The organism is Mangrovimonas sp. TPBH4, from assembly GCF_001280505.1.
Taxonomy (GTDB): Bacteria; Bacteroidota; Bacteroidia; order Flavobacteriales; family Flavobacteriaceae; genus Mangrovimonas_A.
The window spans coordinates 1-26,498 of record NZ_LBIO01000035.1 but is presented as its reverse complement, the minus strand read 5'-3'; the positions used below and the strand labels follow the sequence as shown (position 1 = coordinate 26,498).

24 protein-coding genes are annotated in these 26,498 nt (G+C 33.9%); all 24 read left to right on the top strand.

From position 1 onward, the window contains the following. The first annotated feature begins 169 nt into the window (after positions 1 to 169). Positions 170 to 1,699: a CatB-related O-acetyltransferase gene (locus ZA05_RS17965; RefSeq protein ID WP_197276032.1), complete on the top strand. Its 1,530-nt coding sequence runs from the start codon at positions 170 to 172 to the stop codon at positions 1,697 to 1,699. Between the two features lies 1 nt (position 1,700). Beyond that, complete coding sequence (locus tag ZA05_RS01415) at positions 1,701 to 2,447, top strand: glycosyltransferase family 2 protein (RefSeq protein WP_053990077.1); 747 nt, start codon at positions 1,701 to 1,703, stop codon at positions 2,445 to 2,447. After that, complete coding sequence (locus ZA05_RS01410) at positions 2,440 to 3,417, top strand: glycosyltransferase family 2 protein (protein WP_053990076.1); 978 nt, start codon at positions 2,440 to 2,442, stop codon at positions 3,415 to 3,417. The genes ZA05_RS01415 and ZA05_RS01410 overlap by 8 nt, the downstream gene beginning before the upstream one ends. A gap of 1 nt (position 3,418) precedes the next feature. Continuing rightward, positions 3,419 to 4,564 carry a glycosyltransferase family 4 protein gene (locus tag ZA05_RS01405; RefSeq protein WP_053990075.1) on the top strand — a complete coding sequence of 382 codons (1,146 nt, stop codon included), beginning with the start codon at positions 3,419 to 3,421 and terminating at the stop codon, positions 4,562 to 4,564. Continuing rightward, positions 4,561 to 5,382, top strand: a complete 822-nt coding sequence (locus ZA05_RS01400; protein ID WP_053990074.1) for a glycosyltransferase — start codon at positions 4,561 to 4,563, stop codon at positions 5,380 to 5,382. The genes ZA05_RS01405 and ZA05_RS01400 overlap by 4 nt, the downstream gene beginning before the upstream one ends. Beyond that, entirely contained in the window at positions 5,379 to 6,539 is a 1,161-nt protein-coding gene (locus ZA05_RS01395) for a glycosyltransferase family 4 protein (RefSeq protein WP_053990073.1), read from the top strand. The genes ZA05_RS01400 and ZA05_RS01395 overlap by 4 nt, the downstream gene beginning before the upstream one ends. A gap of 4 nt (positions 6,540 to 6,543) precedes the next feature. Beyond that, positions 6,544 to 7,521 (top strand): sulfotransferase domain-containing protein, encoded by a 978-nt coding sequence (locus ZA05_RS01390; protein WP_053990072.1) that lies wholly within the window; start codon positions 6,544 to 6,546, stop codon positions 7,519 to 7,521. Between the two features lie 157 nt (positions 7,522 to 7,678). Beyond that, positions 7,679 to 8,602, top strand: coding sequence for a beta-1,6-N-acetylglucosaminyltransferase (locus tag ZA05_RS01385; protein WP_053990071.1), 924 nt, complete (start codon positions 7,679 to 7,681; stop codon positions 8,600 to 8,602). Between the two features lie 20 nt (positions 8,603 to 8,622). Next, a complete protein-coding gene (locus tag ZA05_RS01380) occupies positions 8,623 to 9,501 on the top strand; it encodes a glycosyltransferase family 2 protein (protein ID WP_053990070.1) in 879 nt (292 codons plus the stop codon). A gap of 149 nt (positions 9,502 to 9,650) precedes the next feature. Beyond that, on the top strand, positions 9,651 to 10,241 hold the full coding sequence (locus tag ZA05_RS18285) for a DapH/DapD/GlmU-related protein (protein ID WP_197276031.1): 591 nt from the start codon (positions 9,651 to 9,653) through the stop codon (positions 10,239 to 10,241). Beyond that, on the top strand, positions 10,241 to 11,212 hold the full coding sequence (locus tag ZA05_RS01370) for a glycosyltransferase (RefSeq protein ID WP_053990068.1): 972 nt from the start codon (positions 10,241 to 10,243) through the stop codon (positions 11,210 to 11,212). Before ZA05_RS18285 ends, ZA05_RS01370 begins: the two co-directional genes overlap by 1 nt. A 51-nt stretch (positions 11,213 to 11,263) precedes the next feature. Next, positions 11,264 to 12,538 carry a hypothetical protein gene (locus ZA05_RS01365; RefSeq protein ID WP_157514481.1) on the top strand — a complete coding sequence of 425 codons (1,275 nt, stop codon included), beginning with the start codon at positions 11,264 to 11,266 and terminating at the stop codon, positions 12,536 to 12,538. A gap of 10 nt (positions 12,539 to 12,548) precedes the next feature. Further along, entirely contained in the window at positions 12,549 to 13,790 is a 1,242-nt protein-coding gene (locus ZA05_RS01360; protein ID WP_053990066.1) for a hypothetical protein, read from the top strand. Positions 13,791 to 13,868: 78 nt separating this feature from the next. Beyond that, a complete protein-coding gene (locus ZA05_RS01355; protein ID WP_157514480.1) occupies positions 13,869 to 14,612 on the top strand; it encodes a sulfotransferase family protein in 744 nt (247 codons plus the stop codon). 165 nt (positions 14,613 to 14,777) lie between these two features. Next, on the top strand, positions 14,778 to 15,959 hold the full coding sequence (locus ZA05_RS01350) for a glycosyltransferase family 4 protein (RefSeq protein WP_053990064.1): 1,182 nt from the start codon (positions 14,778 to 14,780) through the stop codon (positions 15,957 to 15,959). A gap of 14 nt (positions 15,960 to 15,973) precedes the next feature. Continuing rightward, a complete protein-coding gene (locus tag ZA05_RS01345) occupies positions 15,974 to 17,257 on the top strand; it encodes a hypothetical protein (protein WP_053990063.1) in 1,284 nt (427 codons plus the stop codon). Then, positions 17,241 to 18,224 carry a glycosyltransferase family 1 protein gene (locus ZA05_RS01340; protein WP_053990078.1) on the top strand — a complete coding sequence of 328 codons (984 nt, stop codon included), beginning with the start codon at positions 17,241 to 17,243 and terminating at the stop codon, positions 18,222 to 18,224. The genes ZA05_RS01345 and ZA05_RS01340 overlap by 17 nt, the downstream gene beginning before the upstream one ends. A gap of 10 nt (positions 18,225 to 18,234) precedes the next feature. Further along, entirely contained in the window at positions 18,235 to 19,383 is a 1,149-nt protein-coding gene (locus ZA05_RS01335; protein WP_053990062.1) for a glycosyltransferase, read from the top strand. A gap of 9 nt (positions 19,384 to 19,392) precedes the next feature. Then, positions 19,393 to 20,337, top strand: coding sequence for a UDP-glucuronic acid decarboxylase family protein (locus ZA05_RS01330; protein WP_053990061.1), 945 nt, complete (start codon positions 19,393 to 19,395; stop codon positions 20,335 to 20,337). Beyond that, positions 20,338 to 20,886: a WcaF family extracellular polysaccharide biosynthesis acetyltransferase gene (locus ZA05_RS01325; RefSeq protein WP_053990060.1), complete on the top strand. Its 549-nt coding sequence runs from the start codon at positions 20,338 to 20,340 to the stop codon at positions 20,884 to 20,886. Continuing rightward, on the top strand, positions 20,887 to 21,645 hold the full coding sequence (locus ZA05_RS01320) for a glycosyltransferase family 2 protein (protein WP_053990059.1): 759 nt from the start codon (positions 20,887 to 20,889) through the stop codon (positions 21,643 to 21,645). 282 nt (positions 21,646 to 21,927) lie between these two features. Continuing rightward, positions 21,928 to 23,046, top strand: coding sequence for a glycosyltransferase family 4 protein (locus tag ZA05_RS01315; protein WP_053990058.1), 1,119 nt, complete (start codon positions 21,928 to 21,930; stop codon positions 23,044 to 23,046). Between the two features lie 133 nt (positions 23,047 to 23,179). Continuing rightward, a complete protein-coding gene (locus tag ZA05_RS01310; protein WP_053990057.1) occupies positions 23,180 to 23,944 on the top strand; it encodes a polysaccharide biosynthesis/export family protein in 765 nt (254 codons plus the stop codon). 7 nt (positions 23,945 to 23,951) lie between these two features. After that, positions 23,952 to 26,309 (top strand): polysaccharide biosynthesis tyrosine autokinase, encoded by a 2,358-nt coding sequence (locus ZA05_RS01305; protein WP_053990056.1) that lies wholly within the window; start codon positions 23,952 to 23,954, stop codon positions 26,307 to 26,309. Positions 26,310 to 26,498 lie beyond the last annotated feature (189 nt).

Genomic DNA, 26,498 nt, shown 5'->3' with positions numbered 1-26,498 from the left:
TCGGGAAGAAAGTAGGGAAATTGAATTTGTAGGTGATAAAGTTTTTAAACATACAAAGGATATTCCTTCTTATGGTCAATTTTATGATGAACATTTGCAAAAAAAGGTTTATGAAATTTTTAAAATTGATTTCGAATCCTATGGTTATTCTAAAGATTTAAATTTATAAATGGAATTAGCCCCAATTATATTATTTGTCTATAACCGCTTAAATCACACCAAACAAACTATAGAGGCTTTAAAAAGGAATGATTTAGCTTCAGAGTCAGAATTGTTTATATATGCAGATTTTCCAAAAACTGAAACTCATTTAGAGGAAGTCGATAAGGTAAGGGAATATATAAAAAAGATTACAGGATTCAAAAAAATAACTATTGTAGAGAGAATCTCTAATTGGGGTTTAGCCAATAATATTATTGATGGAGTAAGCAGTATTGTAAATAAATATGGTAAAATAATTGTACTTGAAGATGATATAGTAACTTCTAAAGGTTTTTTGAGGTTTATGAATCAGTCCTTGGAAACTTATAAGAATGAGAAATCCATAGCACAAATAAACGGTTATGTGTACCCTCATCAAGCAACAGGAGAAGATTTGTTATATTTAAGAGTATTAGCGTGTTGGGGCTGGGCTACATGGAAGGACAGATGGGAGGAATATAATCATGATATTACTAAAGCTTTTACTTTTTTAAATAGTCAAAACAAAATTGATGAATTTAATATTTTAGGTGATGCTGATTATTACACGCAATTGCAAAATAATAAGTCTAATGTTATTTACACTTGGGCAGTTCGCTGGTATGCTTCTTGGTTCATTAATGGCAAAATCTCCGTATTTCCTCCAGTTGCTTTGGTGCAAAATATAGGTGATGATGATACTGGAGAGCATTCCAAAGCTTCAAATAATGTCTTTAGGGGTAAAACTGTAGATTATGTTAGTGTACCTAATACGTTTAATATTAAAGAGTCATTGATTGAAAAGCGAAGGATAAATAATTTCTATAAGACTCAGGTGAAAAAAAATAAAGTTAAAAAAGAGCATTTAATCTCAAAAGGCTTACGCTCATTACTTTTTAGGTTTCTCCCAGAAACCCGGGTGTTGTTTGATAAAAATATCAATTGGAAATTACTTAGGAATACGACTTATGACTTTAATATTGCGTCTACTGCTAAAGTGAATACACCTTATTATATAGTAGATAGTACGATAGAAGATTACAGTTATGTGTCTACTAATGCACATATAGATAAAGCTAAAATAGGGAAATTTTGTTCAATAGGTCCAAATTTAATATGTGGTTGGGGTATTCACCCTACAAACGGTATCAGTACCCACCCGATGTTTTATTCTACAGCCAAGCAGAATGGAAATACATTTTGCAATAAGGATAAGATTCAAGAACGGAAAAGAATTAGTATTGGCAATGATGTTTTTATTGGAGCCAATGTCACTATTTTAGATGGAGTAAGTATAGGTGATGGTGCTGTTATAGGTGCAGGAGCAGTTGTTTCTAAAGACATACCTCCATATGCAATTGCAGTGGGTAACCCTATAAAAGTTATTAAATATAGATTTGAACAAGATGTAATTGATAAATTGTTGAAAATAAAATGGTGGGAAAAAGGCATTAGCCAATTTAAAGAAGTCGAAGAAATGTTTTTTAATGTAGATGAGTACGTAAATAAATATACTTAAATTGAAAGTTAAAAAAATATCTATTGTAACTGTATCCTTTAATGCCGAAAAAACTATCGAGGAAACCATTAAATCGGTTGTTAACCAAACGTATTCTAATATCGAGTTCGTAATTATTGATGGCGCATCTACGGATGGAACTTTAGATATCATTAAGCAGTATCGTAACAAAATCGATATGGTAGTTTCCGAACCCGACAAAGGTATTTACGATGCCATGAATAAAGGCATAAAACGAGCTACAGGCGATTGGATTTTGTTTTTAGGTGCAGACGACACCTTATTTGATATAGATACCATAAGCAAATGTGTTCCGTATCTTAACTCAAAAAAATACAGCTTCATTTATGGTGACGTCATAAAGGTGCCTTCTCAGGAACGCTATGATGGTAAATTTAACCTGTATAAATTAATTTATAAGAATATTTGTCATCAAGCCATCTTTTTTAATCAAGCCATATTCGATCAATTAGGACTTTATAATCAGGTGTATAAGGTTAATGCCGATTGGGAATTCAATATGCGAGTTTTTCAAGATCCAACTATTAAAACGAAGTACATTCCGGTGGTAGTAAGCCGTTTTTTTGAGGCAGGGTTAAGTGGTCACCAACACGATGAAATTTACGAGGTACGTAGAAAGGAATTTTTTAAAACAATGCCACTTTGGGTGAAAGCTTGTTATAAATACAGAAGATCTCGTTTTGTTAAACAGTTTTCTAAACAGTTTTTAAATTTTGATTATGCCTAAAGTTTCCATTATAGTACCCAACTATAATCACGAAAAGTTTTTGAAAGGGCGTTTGGAATCTGTTTTAAATCAAACATTTCAAGGCGACGTTGAAGTTATTATTCTAGACGATCAATCTACAGATAATAGCGTTGCTATTATAAAATCGTATCAAGACCAATTTCCAAATAAAGTAAAATTTGTTCCATCCGATACAAATTCTGGATCCCCATTTATACAATGGGATAAAGGAATAAAATTGGCTACAGGCGATTTAATTTGGATAGCCGAAAGTGACGATTTAGCGTCAACAGAATTTTTAGAAAGTACGGTTCCTTTTTTCGATGAATATCCAGATTTAGGGATTATAGTAACTAAGTCTAATGCTATTAATGCTGAAGGAAAAGAAATCTCTGAGTATCATCCCATTTTTAAGGGGTTCGAGAACAAGCTGTTTTGTAAGCCTGAAACGGAATTAAACTATTTCAAAGGCGATACGTTTGTACAGGATTATTTGGTATACAAATGCTTACTTCCCAATGTAAGTGGGGCCATTTTTAGAAAGCTAACGTATTTAGAAGCAGGTGGTTTAGATTTTAATTTTAGACGCAATGGCGATTACGAATTGTATTTTAGACTATTAGAGCAAGCAGATATTGGTTTCTTAAATAAACAACTAAATAGTACGCGGTATCACGACTACAAGCTAACCGCATCTAACAATGCACAATCCTTTAAAGAACTAAATAGTATTTTAAAGCCCATATTCGAGAAACTAAAGTTGTCCGCTACTAAGCGATTAGAAATAATGAGCTTTTATTTTACAGTCTATAAGTATGATATCTTTTTAAACGATTCATTTTCTTTTTCAGAAAAGCTGAAAATTTTTAATTATTTAGGAGAATTAAGTGGAAAGCTTCGTTTGCAATTTTTGAAATTTTTGATGCAAAGAGGAAAGATAACATTGGTGAAAAAAATTAAAAAGGTATAGAATGAAGACTGTTTTGTTCGTTATTCACGAATCCAAAAAATCTGGAGCCCCTTTATTAATACTCCAATTGTTAAAGGAATTGAAAGCTTCTTATGCTTTTAACATACATATATTAGTTACTAAAACGGGCGAATTAGACAAAGCGTTGCAAGAAATAGGACCTACCTATTTTTTCAATCCTACCTATCTCTTAAAATTAGATTTAAAATCTAAAATTTCACGAAAAGTACGTAACCCTAAAAAAGCAGTTGCAAAACATCGTAAGGTGTTATATGCCGAATTAGAACATAATCAATACGATATTATATATTTTAATTCGTTAGGTTGTAACCCGATGTTTTCTTTTTTTGACAGTTATAAAGCTAAAAAGATTACTCACATTCACGAATTACAAACAGTGGTGTCTGGGATGAACCAAGAAGCCGTTAAAAGTATGCTGTCTAGATCTCAGGTTCTGGTTTCTAGTTGTAAAACCATTACAGATTTTTTAATCGAAACCTATAATATAGATACGACTAAACTTGTAGAAAATTCGGTATTTTTATTTCCAGAAAGAAAACGAGCTATCGATAAATTAAAACTAGAATCTAAACCTGAAGGAGATCCTTTTCGGATTGGAGCTTGTGGCGGGGTAGAATTAAGGAAAGGCACCGATATTTTTGTTGATTTTGCAATTAAAACGATACAAGAAATTCCCAATGTGGCATTCGAGTTTGTTTGGGTTGGCAACGATAAAACAGATCTGGCAAGAAAATTAAAGCAAAAGATAAACGACTCAGGATTCCAAGATAAAATACGATTTACAGGCAGTACAGCGCGACCTGAAACTTATTTTAAAAGCTTCGATTTGTTTTTTTTGGCATCTAGAGAGGAAGCCTTTGGCTTGGTAGGTTTAGAAAATGCCTATTGCGAAGTGCCTTTGGTGAGTTTCGATATTGCTGGTGATTTGCCACTATTTATACAAAAATATAACTGCGGTAAAGTGATTCCGCAATTTGAGTATTCAGCATTTAAACATGTTGTTACAAGTTTAATAGAAAATCCAACTTATGCTAAGGCCTTAGGCCAAGCAGGAAAACAAGCTGTGGTAACTGATTTTAATATTAAAGATCAAGCTACTGTAATAAAAACTGTTCTGAATACATGATATCTATAATTATTCCTTCAAGAAATCCAAAAGCTTTAAGTGCGATATCAGCAAATATTAAAGGAACCATTGGAGTCCCTTACGAGATTATATCTTATGATAACACTAGAGATGGTTACGGTATTTGTAAAATATACAACCTGTGTGCCGAAAAAGCACAATACGAGAACTTAGTGTTTTGTCATGACGATATTGTCTTTCATACTGATGATTGGGGACAAAGTTTAATGAATTTATTACAATTAAAACAAATTGGATTGGTTGGTGTTTGTGGTGCAACTTATAAGTCTAAATATCCTGCGCCATGGGTCTCAATACCTAAATCGTATTATTGTTCTAGCTTATTTAAAACGGGTGGAGAACGTCTAGATATTGGGCAAGAATCTTTTGAAAAAGTTGCTGTAGTAGATGGCTGTTTTCTCAGTATGAGAAAGGACATTTGGAAGGCCTTTGAATTTAATGAAACAGAGCTACAAGGATTTCACATTTACGATATAGATATATCTCTGCAAATAGGGAAGAACTATGATGTCGTAGTAGAACGGATGTTTGAAATTGAACATTTGTCTGAAGGGGTTTTTGATCAAGTCTGGTATATGGATTCTGATACATATCATAAAAAAAATAGGGCACTTTTGCCAGTTAGTACGAGTGAAAATTTTGATTTTAATTACCTAGATGGTTATGCCCTTAAATCTTTGATAGGGAGAAGTGTAAATTTAAAATTAAAAAGAAGTAAACGGATATCATTATTGGTTCAATTAATAAAAAATTATCCGACTCATTTTAATTTAAGAATGTTAAAAATATTAAGGTGAAAGAAATAATCTATTTTTTACCAGATGTAGATGCAGGTGTCACATCGATCGTAAGAAATTTACTGCGATTTCGACCGCAAAGTGATATTAAATATAAAGTCGTTTTTACAAGGCAAGTAGAACGCGAAGCTGTATTTATTAAAGACCAATTTAATGTAGACGAGCAAATTGTGTTTACCTATAGTAAATATGAAAACTTGTATAGCGTTGTAAACCGATTAAAAAAAGTTGTTTCTAGTCCAGAAAGTATTTTGGTTGCAAACGATGGGATAGAAATACGCATGGTGGAGTTATTAAAACTTCCTAATCCTTTAGTTTATATAATCCACGGTGATTTTAACTATTACTACGTATTAATTAACCAGCACCAAGGCGTAATGGATGGCGTTATTTCCTATAGTTTATTTACACAAAAAAAACTAAAGGAAAAAATACCAGAAAAAGATCATTCAAAAATTTCATTACATTATTATCCTGTACCAGAACAGCAACTTGCCGATCGTATGGATAAGTCAGTCGATTTATTATTTGTAGGGAGTTTTAACGAACGCAAAGGGGTGCAATATTTACACGAAATTTATAAAAGGGTCACAGATAAGTTACCCAATACAACGTTTAATATTGTTGGAAGTGGCGAATTAGAATCCCAATTAAAATCCGATTTTCAAGAAGAAGCTGATGTTGCCTTTTTAGGACAATTACCAAACGATGATGTGTTTCAAGAGATGCAAAAAGCCAAAGTACTGTTATTTCCATCCTTGTCTGAAGGGTTGCCAAATGTAGTTGTAGAAGCTATGAAATCCAAATGCGTACCCGTATGCCATAATATAGACAGTGGAATTCCAGATTTAATAGATCATAATGAAACGGGTATGCGTGTTGAAATTGGCAATGTCGAGGTATTTTCTGATGTAGTTGTTAAATTATTAGAAAATACTGAAAAACGGGAAGCTATAGCTATGCAAGCCCAAAATAAGGCTTTTAAGATGTTTAATCCAGAGCAAAATGCTAAGGCGTACGAAGAACAACTTTTAAATACCAAGGCGGTTAATAAATTATATACAACTAAAAAAATGGGAGGTATTTTAAACCAAACCTATTTGCCAAATGCTTTTGTGAAATTTATTCGAAAGTTTGAACTTTCTAAAAAGTTATAAATGAATGAAGGATTTTAAATGGAAAAATAGAAAAGAAAGGTTAAGGAATATTGCGATTTCAAAGCTTTATAGTTATTATCCTTTCCGGTATAAAAGAACGGTCTGGTTAATAGGAGCAGGCAGAAGTGGTACTACTTGGATTGCATCTTTAATTAATATTGATGCCTCTTTTAGGGAACTTTTCGAACCTTTTCATTCCTGTTATTATGAGTTAAAGGATGTTGGTTTTTATCATCATAAATATTTAAATAAACAGAGTTTAAACATAGAGTTGAGGCAATTAGCCAAGAAGATATTTCAAGGTGCGTTTTATCAAAAAAGATCAGATGAAGGTAATGACTTAATATGGAATACCAGATATGAAAATATTTTAGTAAAGGATGTTTTCTCTAATTTGATGGCATTTGAAGTTTATAGAGAAAATAGACAAATTAAACCCATACTTCTTATTCGTAATCCATTTGAAGTTGCTTTATCGTTACAAAGAACAAAAGATTGGAATTGGATGAAAGATCCTATAGATTTTTTAGAACAAAAAGATTTAGTAACTGATTTTTTAAAACCTTATGAATGTCTTATAAGGAAGGTTTCAAAAGAGGGTACTTTTATTGATAAACAAATATTAATTTGGGCAATAATCAATTATATACCATTGAAACAATTTGATGAAAATGTTTTATTAGTTACGTTTTATGAGCATTGGATTGCAAATCCAGACACTGAATTAAAACGAATTTATGAGCATATTAATTTAGTTGAAAAGGAATTTGTAAATCTTAAGCAGGTCAAGAAGTTTAAAGTACCTTCGAAGACTTCAATTAATAATACCTTTAAAACTGCTAGTTGGAGAGATAAATTTTCAAAGGAGCAGTTAGAATCTGGTGAATTTATTTTAAACTCCTTTGGATTTAAAAATTTATATAATGAGCAAGGTATTCCAAACATAGGAGTGTTAAATAATATTTTAAATAAAAGCAAGTAAGAATTTAAGGTATTTGGTAAGGAAAAATGGACTAAATATATTTCCGTGATTAAAAATTAGATGTTGTATTTCCAAAATAAAAAATTAGGAATAACTATTTGATTTTGAATTAAGATTTTAAATACAATTCTTTTAAGAATACAAAGTAAATACTCTAATGACAAAAATTTATTTAATATTAGCACATAAATCTCCTTTACAATTAAGAAGGCAAATTACAGCACTTAATGAATTGGATTCATATTTTTACATTCATATAGATCTCAAAAGTGATTTAGATCAGTTTGAAAATGTAACATGGAGTGAAAATGTATTTTTTATAAATGATAGAGTTGATTGTATTTGGGGAGACTTCAGTATTGTTAGAGCAACACTTAATTTAATTCAAATTGCTTTAAAAAATCATTCTGAAGGGATATGCGTGCTTTTAAGTGGTAATTGTTATCCAATAAAATCCTTATCCCATATAGATACATTTTTTAATGAATATAAAAATAAAGTCTTTATAGATATTGATGATGCAGAAGTTCGTTGGTGGGATTTTTATAAAAGAGTGGAATATTATCGAATCAATTTAAATTCTAAGAGAGGACAATCATTACTACTTAAAGGATTTAATTTAGAAACCTTGAAACATTTTGTAAAGAGAAGAATTTCTATAGAACAATTATTTAAAATACTTTTTGTAAAGAGAAATTTATCATTAGACATGAAGTTTTATGGTGGTTCACAATGGTGGGCAATGGATTTATCTAAATTGGCTTTGGTTAATAATTTTATAGAACAGAAACAAAAAATACTATTTGATTTTTTTTCATACTCCCATGTTCCAGATGAGTTTTTCTTTAATTCCATAGTAATGTATTTAAAGAAATTAAATCATGATATAGAGATTGAAACTATAGTAACACATGCGGATTGGGGAAGAAAAAATTGTAAACTGCCGGTAACATTTGAATTAGCAGATTTTAAGGAATTAGTTAATCTGCCATTCAATATACTATTTGCTAGAAAATTTGACATTCATACTGATAGCTTAATATTAGATGAATTGGATAAATATATAAGTGCCCATAATTAGTCCAATTTAAAAAATCACCTATGAATAAAAAGAGCCCTTTAATTTCCGTTTTAATGACGGTATATAATCGCGAAAAATATATAGCCGAAGCGATTCAATCTGTTATTAATTCCACCTATCAAAACTGGGAATTGATAATTGTAGACGATCGTTCTAAAGATAATTCAGTAGCGATAGCAAAGTCTTTTGAAGAAAAGGATGAGCGTATCAAAGTTTATGTTAATGAAAAAAACTTAGGTGATTACCCTAATCGAAACCAAGGGGCTTCCTATGCTAAAGGGAAATATATAAAATATGTTGATGCAGACGATTTAATTTATCCTTATGGCTTAGAGCAATTGGTTTACTATATGGAGCAATTCCCTGAGGCTGGTTATGGCTTATGTTCATTAAGTCAGGATAAAACACGGATTTATCCATTTCAGTTAAATCAGGAAGAGGCTTACAAAAGCCATTATTTTGGGCCGAATCATATTTTTTATAAAGCACCCTTATCTGCTATTCTCAAAAAAGAGGCTTTTGATAAAGTGGGGCATTTTACAGGAAAACAGCATTTAGGAGATTTCGAGCTTTGGCATTTATTGTCGCAACAATTTCCTGTTGTATTGATGCCACATGGCATTGTTTGGTACAGAGAACATGACGATCAGCAAATGAATGATAATCGTACAGATCCCTTTGTACCATTTAAGTATATTTTATTGGCGGAAAAATTATTACAAGTAGCAGAATGCCCGTTATCGGAATCTGAGCGTTTGTCAGCTTTAGAAAAAGTAAAAAAACAACAAGGAGTGGCTGTAGTTTCAGCAATAAAACATCATTCCTTTGCAAAAGCAAAAGAAATGGCTAAGGCTTCCGGGAAAAGTTTAGTAGAACATTTAAAATATAAATTTAGTTGATAGTATTTCAATTTATTTCATATACATTAAAAACCTTATTACGCCATATATTTTGGCTATACAAGTTATCGCAATCAACAATAGGTAAACAAAGCCAAATCACATTTCCTATTATCCGTGAAGGTGCCGGTGCATTAACCATAGGAGATATGGCAAGATTAGATAAGCACACTAATTTAGGCATCGGCCAGAAAGGAACACTTTCTATAGGGCAAGCAGCTGTATTTGAGAAAGAGGCTACCATTTTGGTGAATAAAAATTGTCAGGTGATCATTGGTGAAAATTTTAAACTAGGTGCTTACGCTAGATTGTATGTAAATAATCACTGGCAATTTGGAGATGATGTGAAAATTGAAACGCATTGTGCTATATTTTCGAGAGAACCCCAAGGCCAAGGCATTCTTAAAATAGGTAATGGTACCCATATTGGCGATTTTACTATTATAGATTTGGTGCAAGATGTGACCTTAGGGCAGGAAGTCGCTATAGGGCCTAATTGCACATTATATACCCACGATCACGAATATACCAATAAGGAATTACCAGCGTGGAAAGGCGGTTTGGTATCGAAGCCTATTCTTATAGAAGATGGTGCTTGGATAGGTTCTAATGTAACCATATTGCCAGGAGTTACTATTGGCAAACGTGCCGTAATAGCAGCTGGATCTGTAGTAACAAAAGATGTTCCAGAGGAAACCATTTACGGAGGTATTCCAGCCAAATTGATAAAAACGATTTAATGCAATCGAAAGTCTCCGTAATCATCCCCTTATATAATGCCGTTTCCTGCTTAGAAGAAACTTTACTGTCTGTTCTACAACAATCGTATAAGAACATCGAAGTTATTGTTGTAGATGATGGTTCTACAGATGGGAGTTTTGAATTAGCTAAGACCTTCGAATCGCCTATAGTCAAGGTGGTTGTAAATAAAGGGAAAGGGGCTTGTTCTGCTCGAAATTATGGGTTTGCATTAAGCTCGGGCGATTATATTCAATATTTGGATGCCGACGATGTGTTAAGTTCCAATAAAATCGCCGAGCACGTTAAGGCTCTAAACGGTTCTAAAGATAAATTGGCTGTGTGTAATACCATACACTTTTACGATATCCCAGAGACAGGAATTTGTAAAGATGCTGATTATGTGTTTTCTACTGAAGCTCCAGAGGAACTGTTTATAAAACTTTGGGGCGGTTTAGATGCAAAGATGAATATGATACAGACCAGTGCCTGGTTAACCCCTAGGAAATTAATTGAGCAAGCAGGCCCTTGGAACGAAGAACTGGCAAAAGATCAGGATGGCGAGTTTTTTGCGCGTATGGGGCTGCAAAGCAAAGGAATTGTTTACGTTCCCGAAGCCAAAAACTATTATAGAAAGTATATTAAAGGCAATAATATTGCTTCGCAGAAGCAAAGAAAACATATTGAAAGCAATTTATTAGCTACCGATATAAAAGCGCAATATTTATTTAAAATATCAGCATCTAAACAAGCTAAACAAGCCATTGCAACCCAATATAAACATGTGGCTATGGAGGCTTGGCCTGAGTTTAAAGATATCACTAAACGAGCATTAAAATCTTGCCATGATTTAGGAGGGAGTGCCTATAGCCCAATTTTAGGGGGGGCAATGATCGAGTTAATCAAAAAGATCTTTGGTTGGAAGTTGGCAAAGTCCGTTGCTGTTAACGGACGAAAATTATTAAATCGATAGGCTATGTGTTGTTAATGCAGCTTATTTAAGAATCACGAAAAGAAAACCTAGTTGAAACACCTATTATTTTTAACCACAAGCAATTTAGCTACTAACCCCCGATTGTATAAAGAACTGCAATTGGCATTACAAGAAGGCTACAAAGCTACGGTGCTTCAGTTTACGCTTCATAATTGGAGCGATGCCAAAACCGAAGCACTCAAATCGGAATTGGAACAAGTATACCCCATAGCTCATGATTATTTAGAATTAATTAGTTTAGAAGCTATTCCTTCACGAAAACTGGATTGGTTATATTGGGGGCTTAGTGAAAAACTTGCGAAGAAAGCGTATAAGCTAATGTCAAATCATTTAAAATGGAATGTTTTAGGGAACTCTCGAAGAGCGCTTCAACTATTGAAGGCTGCAAAACAGATTAATTTACCCGCAGATTTAATCTGTGCACATAATTTAGGCGCTTTATACCCAGCTTACCAATTAGGTAAACAATGCGATGTGCCGTTTATTTTTGATGTGGAAGATTATCACCCTGGAGAAACGGTTTCTTTTGATGCCAAAAATGAAAAACGTAGACGGGAATTTTTAATGCAAACGTTGTTACCAAAGGCTAAGGCTGTTACGTTTGCAAGTCCACTTATAGAACAATATAGTACAGATCTAGTCGGTTCGTTTAATAGTTCCAAAACGATTCTTAACGGATTTAATGCGGATGAGTTTCTTTTGCAAGAGGATAGTAAAACCGATGCGGTATTAAGTTTAGTCTGGTTTAGTCAGAAAATTAGTTTTGGTCGAGGCTTGGAGCAGTTGTTCGAAGCTTTAATCCATTTAAAACAGTCGCATGCAAAAATGAGTTTGGAGTTGACTTTAATAGGAGAAATGGATGCCGATTTTCAGAAAAAAGTCATCCAACCTTTAGAAGTTCAGTTAGTCGATACCGCCATACATGTAATAATTAAAGCGCCATTACAGCAAAAGCAATTGCATGCTGAGGTGTGTTGTTATGATGTGGGCCTGGCTCTGGAATTTGATTCAAGAGACCTGAATAGACAGATTTGTCTGACTAATAAAATAATCACTTATGCGCAAGCTGGTTTGTATATCTTAGCCACAGATACTAAAGCCCAAAAACAATTTATTTCTGAACACCCGGAATTAGGCATTTTAAGTAAACAATCACCACAAAGTCTGGCTGATGCCTTGTTAAGGCTATGTGAAAACACTGCTCAAATTAAAGGACAAAAGCGGAAACGATTTGAATTAGGAGCAGCATTAAGTTGGGATCAAGAACAAGAAAAGTTAAAGAAGATTTGGCAACAAATTTTATAATAGAAAAAAATTGAAAACAGTACTCATTATATATCCGCATTGGGTTCCTGCAAATTTAGCAGGAGTACAACGCCCAAGGCTCATTGGAAATTATTTAAAGGCATTAGGGTGGCATCCGTTATTGTTAACGGTCGATTCGCAGTATTACGAAGAAACTCCAGATCCTGTAATTTCGAAAACAGCCTCAAAAGATATCGAAGTCGTATACACTAAGGCTTATAAGGTGACTAAACCACGAGTTATAGGAGATATTGGTTTGCGCGCGTTTCCATTTTTAAAAGAAAAGGCTTTAGAACTTTGTAAGACGCGAAAAATAGATTGTATTTGGATTCCGATCCCGTCGTTTTATACGGCGTTATTGGGCCGTATCATTCACGATAAAACGGGGATTCCTTATGGAATTGATTATATAGATCCGTGGGTAAGAGATATTACAAACCAAAATGATACACGTGCCAAGTTAAGTCAGTTAGTGGCTCGAAATTTAGAACCTTATGCAGTGAAAAAAGCGTCGTTTATTACGGGAGTATCTACGCCTTATTATTGGCCGGTAATCGAACGCAATTTTAAAACACCTCCGGCTCATGTGGGCATGCCATATGGTTTCGACCCTAACGATCATAAAATACACTTAAAAGACTTAAAAATGCCATGGGACGACATACCAAATTGTAAACCCTGGATTTATGCGGGGGCATTTTTGCCCAATTCCCATGTGTTTATGGATGCCTTTTTCAATGCTATTAAGAAGTTAAAGGATCAAGGCCACTGGGATTCAACTATACGTTTGTTTTTTATTGGTACAGGACCTTATCCAGCAAAACGTATCACCACTTATGCCGTAGATTATGGATTAGAAGATATCGTAATCGAGCAACGCGAACGTCAACCATTTTTGTATATTCTAAATTATTTAAGTGCAGCCGATCGCATCATGTTGTTTGGTAGTACCGAAAAGCATTATACAGCGTCTAAAACCTATCAGTGTTTATTAAGTGAGCGCCCTTTATTTACCGTGCTGCATGCAGAAAGTCAGGCAGTACAAGTGCTTAAGGGTGTTAAAGCAGACGAATTTTTGGTGCCGTATCATGAGGGAGATAGTAAAGAAGTGATTATAGAAGCCATGGTTGATATGTTACGAGCTTTTCAAAAAGTAGATTTGAACTGGCAACCAGATTTAAGCGAATTAAATCAATATTCTTCTAAAGAATCTGCCAGAGCTTTGGTTGAGATAATGAACGGTGTTCTATGAAAAATAGTAATTAATATTTATCATTTTCTATTAAAGAAATTGGGATAAAATAAAGTCTTCTAAATGTCAAATATAAATATGAGAAAATCATTATCTGAAGTTAAATCTAAATTTGAAATCCAATTTAGTAATTCTAAGTATTTGTTCATTCTCAGTCATATGCGGAGTCGCTCTTCAGTTCTTTCACACATTTTAGGAAGCAATGATGGTATATGCGGTTATCGAGAGTTGCATAAATCTTATGTAAATTATAAGGATGTTGTAAATATGAAAGCAACTTTGAGGGAGGAATTTAAGGATGAAATAGAAAGAAGCTATTTGTTAGATAAAATTCTTCATAATAATCAGGAGATTTCCAAAAAAGTTGTAGACATTACAAATCCTAAATTTATTTTTTTATTGCGAGAACCAGAGAGTACTATTAAAAGTATTATAAATATGGGGGGTACTAGAGGTAACGATTTATATAAAAATCCAAAGGATGCCACCAATTACTATTGCTCTAGATTAAATAGGCTTTCTAAACTTGCTGAATTTCAGGATCGAGATTTTATTTTTGTCGATTCAGACGATCTTGTAAAAAAAACAGATTTTGTTTTAAGTAGTTTAACTGTTTGGCTGGGGCTGGAATCACCGTTGACGAGTGATTACAAAATATTCACTAATACGGGAAAACCAAGCCATGGAGATCCATTAAAAAATATATTGGGAGGTAAATTAATTAAAACAAGTGGGTATTCAAATATAGAAGTTCCATCAAAGTTTTTGGAAAAAGCTCAACTTTCATACGAAATATGTAAAAAAACTTTAACACAGAGATAAACATTTAATCCGAGGCACTGAATATCTATAGGGAAGTTGGAAGTTATTATAGGGTTATATTAATAAGTTTGAAATTTATAAACTATCTGATTTTTTTTGTTTATATAAATGGATGAATTTGTACTAATAGAAAAAATTTTAAATCATTAAAGATTGACCTAAGTCATGAAAAAAATAGCTATAATCACGACCCACCCCATACAATATTATGCGCCCTGGTTTAAATTACTCGCCGAACGTCAGAACATAAAACTCAAGGTGTTTTATACCTGGTCTCAGGCGCAAGATACAGTTAAAGACAAAACCTTTGGAAAAACCATCGCTTGGGATATCCCATTATTGGAGGGCTATGAATTTGAGTTTGTAGAAAATGTATCCAAAGACCCAGGTTCTCACCATAAAAATGGTATTGATTGTCCAGAACTTATTTCTAAAATAGAAACATGGAATCCAGGCGCTATTTTAGTATTTGGATGGTATTTAAAAAGCCATTTTAAAGTGATGCGTTATTTTAAAGGGAAAGTGCCAATTTGGTTTCGTGGAGACTCAACACTGTTGGATGAAACTTCAGGGGTTAAAACAATTTTAAGGCGCTTGTATTTAACCAGGGTGTATCAACATATTGACAAAGCGTTTTATGTAGGAGCCGAAAACAAGCGATATTTTAAGGCGCATGGGGTAAAGGAGCGCCAATTGGTTTTTGCTCCACACGCTATTGATAATTCAAGATTTGCTGATTCTGAAATTAATCAATATGAAATCCAAGCTTTGGAATGGAGAAAGGAACTTGGGTTTTCAGAAGATGACATTGTAATTTTATTCGCCGGTAAATTTGAATCAAAAAAGCAACCTGATTTCTTATTGGAAGCTGTTCAAAAGGTAAATCTACAGCGAGAAACACCATTAAAATTGGTTCTGGTTGGACATGGCCCATTGGAAAATAAATTAAAAGACTTGGCCGAGAATGATAGACATGTTACATTTTTGCCGTTTCAAAATCAAAGTAAAATGCCAATTTTATATCGTTTAGGCAATATTATGTGTTTGCCTTCCAAGGGACCGGGAGAAACATGGGGCTTGGCGGTAAATGAAGCAATGGCATCAGGGCGACCAGTTATTGTGAGTAATAAAGTGGGCTGTACTTCAGATTTGGTAAAGCATGGGCAAAATGGTTATGTGTTTTCTTATGATAATGAAAAGGAAATAGAGAACATATTGATCGAATTAAATAGTGAGCGATTAAAAGAATTGGGGAAGCATGCAGAAAACTATATTAGGGATTGGAATTTTGAGAAAATTGTTGAGGCGATTGCAAGAGAGTTGTTAAAGGGGCATGAAAGGAGATAGGGGAGTATAGAAATATGGAAATGTGGTCATATATAGGTATAGGAGTTGTATTATTGGTTGCTTTACGTTTTGTGAGGCAGCTTGGGAAAACAATTCCTATATTGGAATTAATGTTACTCATTGCTGGCTTGCAGTGGATTGTTGGACCACTAATTGAATATGCATCACCATCGTTACATTACAAGTATTTTATGTATGTGCCCCAAGAGCAATATATGGCATTTGTGGCCCCAGCTTTTGGGGTATTTGCGGCAATTATTTTGCTTCGTTTGAAAAGAGTCAAGGGAGAATATATTAAAGTCGAAAACCTTAAATATTATTCTAAATATGGATTAACTATTTTTGCTATTGGGGTTGTTTTTGATTTAATAGGTGGTTTTTTGCCTGGTACGCTAGGATTTTTTGCGTTTATTCTATCTAACTTTAAGTTTGCAGGGGCTATCATCCTTTATTTTTCTGAAAATAAACGTTTGAAAAATATATTTTATGGGGCAATAGCATATCTTTTTTTAATGGCCCTGGCAAAAGCCATGTTTCATGACTTCATTTTATGGTCGGTATTCTTTTTCATGTTTTGGGCTTTAAAATTTAAACCAAAAGTTAAAGCAATCTTATTAATCTTTGCTTTAGGGGCTTTTTTTTTGATAACGCTACAAACAATAAAGACAGCATACAGAGCACAGGTCTGGAGTGGCTATTCAGGAAATAAGGTGGAGTTGTTTTTTTCGCTTATGGTAGATACAATTATGAATAGCGAAGAAGATGCTCCCCAAAGTCCAACAGAACCAGATAATAATGTTCGTTTAAATCAAGGGTGGATCATAAGTGCGGTTTTAAATCATATACCGATTAATCAACAATTTCTGGAGGGGGCAACCATATCAGAAGCTGTGTATTCATCTGTTTTGCCAAGATTTTTAAACCCTAATAAAAAGGAGGCGGGAGGACAGGAAAACTTTCGGGTGTTTACGGGTTTGGAAATTTCAAGTGGGACTTCCATGGGAATTAGTATTGTAGGGGAAGCCTATGGTAATTATGGCGTTTCTGGAGGTATAATGTTTATGGGGTTGTGGGGATTGTTTTTAGCACAAATGTGGTTGTTATTTATAAAAAAAATTGACAGTAATCTTATTTTGATAGCTTTTATACCCTTGATTTTTTTACAGGTTATTAAGGCGGAAACCGAATTAGTGGTAGTATTGAACCACTTCGTAAAATCATCCATTGTGGTGTTTTTGTTTTTTTGGTTTGTTAAAAAACAATGGAAATGGGTATTGGTTCATGAATCAGATAGTTAATTTTATTTTTAGGGCAGAGCTTCCTCAATACAACAGTATTGAAGAATTATTTAAGGCCCTAATTCCCGTAATTGGTCAAAAGAGAGGGGTTCAAATTTCTAAACTACCAAGCGCTGGAGCTTCATTAAAAGGTATTGGCCAGAATTTAAAAGGGGTTTCCCTGAATAAAACAGAAATAGTTCACATTACTGGGGATGTGCATTACATGGCTTTGGTTACAGGAAACAAAACGGTGCTTACCATTCATGATGTTAGGTCCATTGTAAAAGGGCCTTGGTTAAAGCAACAGATTGTAAAATTGTTTTGGTTTTGGCTTCCCGCATTATGTGTGAAAAAGATCACTGTCATATCAGAGTTTTCCAAAGAAGAATTAAAAAAAGTCATTCCTTTTGCAGCTTCTAAAATCCAAGTAGTTTACAACCCAGTAAATTCTCAGTTATGCTATACTCCAAAGAAATTAGATGTTCGTAAACCTCAAATTTTATTGTTGGGAACCAAACCAAATAAAAATTTGGAACGGACCTTGGAGGCCTTAAAAGAGCTTGATTGTACCTTATTGATCATAGGGTTGCTCTCAGAGTCGCAAATAAGTCTTTTGAAAGCTTTTGATTTTGAATATAAAAATGAGTTTTATGTGCCATATCAGGACATTGTGAATGCTTATACAAAAAGTGATTTAGTGTTGTTCGCTTCTACTTATGAGGGGTTTGGTATGCCAATAATTGAAGCCCAGGCAATAGGTCGTCCAGTGATAACCTCAAACATGGGGGCTATGAAGGAAGTTGCAGGGGCTGGAGCTTGTTTAGTGGATCCCTATAGTGTGAACTCGATTCGTGAAGGTGTGAAAAAGGTTCTTGGGGAAGAAGCTTATAGACAGAATTTAATTGTTTCAGGATTGGAAAATGTAAAGAGGTTTCAGTTGGATGTAATTGCAGAGCAATACCTAGCTTTGTATCAAAGTTTATAAGATTATTGGAATGGAAGACAAACTACAAAAGAAAGTTTTAATAGTTACAGATTGGTTTTTGCCAGGGTATAAAGCTGGCGGGCCTATACAGTCCATCAACAACTTAGTGGCAAATTTGGGCAAGGAATATCATTTTACCATTCTAACCTCAAATAAGGATTTGGGAGACACACTTCCATACCCTAATATTGAATATAACAGGATTTTGGATAAGGATTGCTATAAGATTATGTATTTGGATGAAGCTCATCAAAGCTTTAGCTTTTATAAGTCAGTTTTGAAAAACGAAAGTTTCGATTTGGTGTATCTAAACTCTTTATTTTCATTTAAGTTTTCAATTTTACCTCTATTGGTTGCTCTACAGACTAATGTTCAAGTAATTTTGGCCCCTCGAGGAATGTTGGGAGAAGGTGCTTTAAAAATTAAGGCATTAAAGAAAAAAATTTTTTTGAATTGTTTTCGATTATTGAGTTGGCATAAAAAGGTAGTATGGCATGCAACAGCCGTAAGTGAGCAAGAAGAGATTATAGGGAATTTTGGAAAAGGGATAAACTGTAAAATAGCCTCCAATTTGCCGCAAAAATCTTTCGATTATACTCCAAGAGCCAAGTATGAAGGAAATTTAAAGTTATTCTATCTATCTAGAATACATCCTAAAAAGAACTTGTTGGAGGCATTACGATTATTAAAACAGGTAGATTCTAGGACATCTGTGGAATATACTATTATTGGGCCAATTGATGATCCTGCATATTGGAAGGAATGTCAACAGGAAATAAAAGAGATGCCATCCAATATAAAAGTAGAATATGTCGGAGCGATCCCACATGCCAATTTGCAAAACGTATTAAATAATCAGCATGCCTTGTTGTTGCCCACTTTTAATGAGAACTTCGGTCATGTTATTGTAGAATCCTGGCAAAATGGTTGTTTGACCATTATTTCAGACCAAACCCCTTGGAGAGACTTGAATGAAACAGAGATTGGTTGGGATATTTCATTAGATTCTAAAGTTGAATTTAAAAGAGTCATCGAATATTGTGCTCAAATGTCCCAGGAGGATTTTGATAAGAAATCAAAAAAAGCCTTTATGTTTGCAAAGAACTATTTTGACAATCCAGAAATATTAAAAGCAAATAGAGAATTATTTAACCAATAAAAAATATACATGAAGCGTATTTTAATAACAGGAGGAGCGGGTTTCGTTGGCTCTCATTTATGTGAACGACTGCTTAGAGAAGGCAATGAAGTGATCTGTTTAGATAATTATTTTACAGGTAGCAAGAAAAATATCGAGCATTTAATGGATCACCACTATTTTGAATTGGTACGTCATGATGTGACCCAACCTTATATGATTGAGGTCGATGAAATATACAACTTGGCATGCCCGGCTTCACCTGTACATTATCAATACAACCCTATAAAAACTATCAAAACGTCTGTGATGGGGGCTATTAATATGTTAGGATTGGCAAAACGTGTTAAGGCTAAGATTTTGCAGGCATCCACAAGTGAAGTGTATGGAGACCCAGCAGTGCACCCTCAGCCAGAGTCATACTGGGGAAATGTGAATCCTATTGGTTTGCGTTCGTGCTACGACGAAGGAAAGCGATGTGCAGAAACCTTGTTTATGGACTACAATATCCAGAATGACGTAGATGTTAAAATCATTCGTATTTTTAATACATATGGACCTAATATGAATCCAAATGATGGTAGGGTGGTGTCCAATTTTATTGTTCAGGCTTTAAAGGGAGAGGATATCACCATTTTTGGAGATGGAACCCAAACACGTTCCTTTCAGTATGTAGATGATTTGGTAGAAGGAACTATTAGGATGATGAATAGTAGGGATGGTTTTATGGGGCCTGTTAATATTGGAAACCCGGGAGAGTTCACCATGCTTGAATTAGCGGAAAAAGTTCTAAAATTAACTAATTCCAAATCAAAGTTAATTCATTTGCCATTGCCTAAAGATGATCCTATGCAGCGTAAGCCAGACATCACTTTAGCTCAAAGAGAGTTGAATGGATGGGAACCAAAAGTACATTTGGAAGAAGGATTGGTAAAAACCATAGCCTATTTCGATCAACTTTTAAATGAAGTCTAGTTGTTGAAAACAGATTTGTCAACATATAACAACGATTGGTATCAGCCTGGAAATCCATTGAAGCGTTTAAGTTGGTATGTTGTTAATGCATTGTTTTTTGTGAACCCTTTAAATCTGTCTTCGGGTTTGAAGGTTTTGCTTTTAAAGATGTTTGGGGCTAAGATCGGTAAAGGGGTAGTAATTAAACCAGGCGTCAATATTAAATATCCATGGAAATTGACGATTGGTGATTTTTCCTGGATAGGAGAAAAAGTATGGATCGATAATTTAGGAGAGGTGACTATTGGAAGTAATGTGTGTGTATCGCAAGGAGTCATGTTGTTATGCGGGAATCATAATTACAAAAAGCCTTCTTTCGATTTGATTGTAGGAAATATAACGGTTGAAGACGGTGCTTGGGTAGGTGCTAAATCTGTCGTGTGTCCTGGAATAGTTTTGAAAGAGCATAGTGTGCTCGCTGTAAATTCTGTGGCTACAAGGGATTTAGGGGCTAATGGAATTTATCAAGGTAATCCAGCCGTTTTGGTAAGAAATAGAATAATAGAGTAAATGAAAGTATCCATTATTACAGCTACCTATAATAGTGAAGCAACTATTGAGGGATGTATAAAATCGGTCTTATCTCAAGATTACTCTTATATTGAGTATATTATTATTGATGGTGCTTCTTCAGATCACACCTTGTCTATAATAAATTCTTATAAGCAAAAGTATACTAACATTGTACTGGTTACAGAATCTGATAAAGGGATATATGATGCCTTGAATAAAGGAATTAAAGCCGCAACAGGAGATGTAGTTGGCTTTTTGCATTCAGATGATTTTTTTAATTCCACCTATACTATAGGGAATATAGTCGCTACCTTTACTGAAGGACCTATTGATGGCGTTTATGGTAACTTAGATTATGTTAGCTCCAAGGACACAAACAAGATAGTTAGACATTGGCAAAGTCAACCATTTTCTAAAAGCCTTTTGAATCGCGGATGGATGCCAGCGCATCCTACTGTATTTTTGAGGAAGGAAGTATACAATAAGCACGGCTTGTTCAATATGGAATTTAGAATTGCTGCAGACTACGATATGATGCTTCGTATTTTTTGTGATGAGACATTGCAATTTAAATTTTTGCCTGAAGTTATAACAAAAATGAGAGTTGGAGGAGCTAGCAATAGAAGTTTAAAGAATATAATCACAAAATCTAAGGAGGATTATCGAGCCCTTAAATTAAATAAACTTTCTTTTCCTATTTGGTCCTTAGTGCTTAAAAATTGTTCTAAAATCCCTCAATTTTTTAAAAAACCTTAAGTTCTAAAACTTCTTATTTGCGGATACTTAGTTAAGAAGGGATAGTTTGTTAACATTTTGATATATAGACTTTTCAACATTGTGCTAATTGTTTTTTAGAGATAATCCAAAATGAATTTTTCATTTTTTTTGGGCTTATAATTGTGAAAAAAAATCAATACATGTCTGAATATTAAATAATTATAAAAAATAAGTTATTATAGATGAAATGCAAAGATTAATAATTTGAAAGTTGTATTTTTGTTATCCTTATTACAGCTATTAACAATTATCTTAACAACCATGAATCCGATTATTTATAATTTTTTTAGGGGCGATTATGTTTACTTGTGGTTGCTTGTGCCAAGTTTCTTGGCGTTCATCATTTCTTTTTCTGCATTGCCAGTAGTTATTCACGTGGCAAAGACAAAACATCTTGTGGATGAGCCTGGGATAAGGAGCGTTCATAAAAAAGGGATTCCAACCTTGGGTGGAGTTGGAATTTTTCTTGGGATATCGGTGGTGCTTTCCTTATTGGGAAGTATGTTGTATGACAACAAAATTTTGACGCTTTTAGCAGGGCTCATAGTCTTATTTTTCCTTGGAATTAAAGATGATTTGTTGGTTCTATCACCTAGGAAAAAGTTTATAGGGCAAGTATTTAGTTCCCTAGTGGTTATTATGATTACGGATATTCGAATTATGAATTTTTCTGGTATTTTTGATGTTGGAGAATTACCCTATGCAATATCTGTGTTGTTTACATTGTTTGTTTATGTGTTGATTATAAATGCATATAATTTAATAGATGGTATTGATGGGTTGGCAGGGTGTATTGGATTGTCGGCCAGTACATGCTTTGGCGTATTTTTCTGTATTACTGAACAGTTTGTTTTGGCTGCGATTGCCTTTATTACTGTTGGATCTTTGTTGCCTTTTTTAAGACATAATTTTTCAAGTAGACATAAAATATTTATGGGAGATACAGGGTCCATGATTATTGGATTTTTATTGGCCTTTCAAGCTGTCAACTTTATCTGGTATAGTCAAATACAGGAAACCAACTCTTTCAGTAGCTCCGCTCCGGTAATTGCTTTGGCTATATTGTTTTTTCCATTGTTTGATACCTTTAGAGTGTTCTGTATCCGAATGTTCATTTTAAAGACAAGTCCTTTTCAACCAGATAACAACCATATACACCACCGTATCATTAACAATGGTTTTAAGCATTGGCAAACTACCTTTATCATTTCAATAACTTCTTTAATGATTGTATTAATTGCTGTTAATGTAATATTCTTACCTATTGGTTGGCAATTGGTTTTGTTGATGAGCTTGGGAACTGTTGTTTTTATGAGTATTATGCGATTAAGATTGATAAAAATTAAGGGACAAATTAAGTTGAAATTCAAATTATCTTAGGGCATAATATTGATATTTTCTATCTAGCTTATCGTTTGGTACGTATTGAAATTGTAGGTATATTTGTTTGTCAAAACAAGTGCCGATAAACTAAAAAGGTTTGTCATTTCCTAATAATTATAAAAAGTACTAAATGAAATTACTTCTCAAAGGGATTATCCTTTGTTTGCTTATCTCTTCCTGTGCAACCAAAAGGCAGGTTTTATACTTTCAAGATGTGGATGAGGTTACTAAATCTCTAGAATATCCAAACAGTACCATTCAAGTAAATGATTTGTTGAAAATAAACGTTAGTGCTTTAGATCCTGTCGCTGCAGAGCCTTATAACAAAAGGACCAATACTGGAATGCAATCTGGAGGAGGAAATTCAAATCAAGTCAATATGGATGCCTATCTCGTGTCAACAGAGTATACAATTTTGTTCCCTATATTAGGATATATAGATGTCCGTGATAAAACGACAACTGAATTAGAAAAGTATATTACCCGTTTACTAGTTGAAGGAGGTCATTTAAAGTCTCCAACGGTTAGTGTAAGAATTGTTAACGGGAAATTCACAGTTTTGGGAGAAGTTGGTAGTCCGGGAATATACTCTTTTAATGAGCAAAGTATCACGTTAACACAAGCTCTTGGAATGGCTGGTGATTTGACAATCAAAGGAGTGCGTGAAGATATTGTTGTCATTAGAGAAGTCTCAGGAGTACGCGAGGTTGCCCATATAGACATGACAACTACAAGTTGGTTCAATAGTCCGTATTATTATATCAAGCAAAATGATGTGATTGTGGTGGATCAAAATTATTCAGCAGTAAAAAGGGCCGGAATCATTGGGGATCTTGGTGCATTGTTAGGGATTGTTTCTTTTTCAATAAGCCTTGCATTGTTATTATCTAGATAAACTTTAAATGACAAATTCAACATCACAAACTACTCATAGCGACGCTAAGTTTGATATTAAAGAGGAATTCACGAAATATCTAAGCTATTGGCCATGGTATTTGTTTTCAATGGCTATTGCCATTTTAATAGCTTATTTTTATTCGCGGTATACGCCAGATACTTATAGGACAACGGCAAAGATTAGAGTTTTAGATGAAGGTAAGGGATTGGAATTACCGTCTTCTGCTTTTGTGTTCAAACGCTCTTCCATTAATCTAGATAATGATATGGAACTTGTCAAGTCTAAGCGTTTATTGAGCAAGGTAGTTGAAGATTTAAATTTAACGACGACTTATATTCAAATTGGAAAGTTTCGAGATACTGAATTATGGCCAGCTCCGTTTAAGGTTGTAGAAATCCCCAATATGTTTTTGTCTGGATTGTCTTTTTTAATTGAAGTAAAAAGTGATGGTTATATAATTACTAATGAACAACAAAAATATCCTGATTTAGTTTTGAAGGGGTATGCTATTAAGGGTGGAACTAGCGGAATACCTTTTTCAATTATTCCAAGGTCCGAGTCAGAAATGGCAAAATATATTGGTAATGTGTATTTAGTGAAGTTTGGATCTGTCGAATCAGTTGCAAGAGGCTTGGCTTGGAGACTTCAAATAGCGAAACATAACAATAGTGGAGATATTTTAACGATTAGTTTGGAGGGAACTAATAAACGAAAATCTGAGGACATCATTAACAAAGTGGTGGAGCAATTCAATCTGGATGGGATTCAAGACAGGCAATTGGTGCATAAGAGAACCATGGATTTTGTGGATGATCGTTTTGTGTTTTTAGCGAGTGAATTGGATTCCATTGAGAAAGAAAAGGAAGATTTTAAAGTTAGCCATAATTTGATTTCTATTGAAGCTGACGCAGGATTTAGTATGGGATTAAAGGCAGAAACTGATATGGAAGTATTTGGGGTTGAAACTCAAAAGGCTTTAGCTCAATTCTTAAAGGAATCTTTAATATCGGATCAAGGCTTCAATTTATTGCCAGAAAGTATTGGTTTGGATGATGCTAGTGCCAATGGTTTGATTGCTCAATACAATGTTTTGGTTCAAGAACGGGATGATTTGATAAAAAGTGCGGGTAATAAAAACCCTATAGTAATAGGTGTTGAGGTAAATTTGTTGAAGGTACGGGGTAACTTGAATGAGTCCATAGATAATTATTTAAACCAACTTAAAGTAACTGAAGAACAATTTAAGCAAAGAGAAAATGAAGCGAAGGGCTTGGTGGCTAGCGTACCAGAAAAGGAAACGCTGTTAAGGGCTATTGAACGTCAGCAAACAATTAAGGAGACTTTATATCTATTTTTACTTCAGAAACGAGAGGAGGCAGCTATCAATTTTGCGATCACGGCTGATTCCATTAAGGTTTTGGATAATGCCACAACTTCAGGGCCCATATCTCCTGATAGAAGGAAAATCTATATCATGGCTATTTTAGCTGGACTGTTAGTGCCCTTTGGAATTATTTACGGAGTGAATTATTTGGATACCAAAATTCATGGAAAGGCACAGTTGGAAAGACAAGTTCCTGGAATATCGGTGGTAGGAGAGATTCCTCTAGTTGAGGATCAAAAGTTATTTTTAAATGCACATGACAAAAGTATGTTGGCTGAATCCTTTAGAATTTTAACTACAAATGTTAATTACGTATTAGGAAAAAAGGATAGCTCAGCAAAAATAGTGTATGTAACTTCGACAATAAAGGGAGAAGGAAAGACCTTTGTTGCTACTAATTTAGCCTTGGCTTTTGCTAGTGTAAATCATAAAGTATTGCTTATTGGTGCAGATTTAAGGAACCCTCAATTACATAATAATTTAAAATTGAAGAAAACAGATAAGGGTTTATCCGATTATTTGTTTGATAATAATTTGAATTATAGCGACCTCATAATTCATCCAAAAATTGTAAATAATAAAAATTTTAGTGTTTTATTGGCGGGTACCATTCCTCCAAACCCTTCTGAATTGTTTGTCAATGGTCGTTTTGAAAGGCTTCTAGATGATTTTGCTAGTGATTATGATTACATTGTGATAGATACAGCACCAACGTTATTGGTAACAGATACTTTATTAATTTCTCAATACTCGGATGTAACGTTATACGTAACAAGATCTAACTATACCGATAAGAATATTTTAGATTTTTCTAAGGAACTCCATAGGGATCAGAAGCTTAAAAATATGAGCTATGTTTTAAACGGAGTAGGAGGGCTAAAGTCTAAAGGTTACGGATATAATTATGGCTACGGCTATGGTTATGAGGCCTATAATGAAAAGTTGCCTTGGTATAAGCGCATGTTCTCTAGAGTGTAATTATCCATTAATTGTTCCTAGTTTATTATTATGTCTTTGCTTGTTAATCTAAACTAAATTGGCTTATTATTATTTATTCAAAGATTAAACATTGGCATATTAATGCTTATCCAGTACACAATTAATTGTACTACAATAGTAAAGAATGAAGTAGCTCTTATGTTAAGAAAGATTGACACTCAAGTAAAA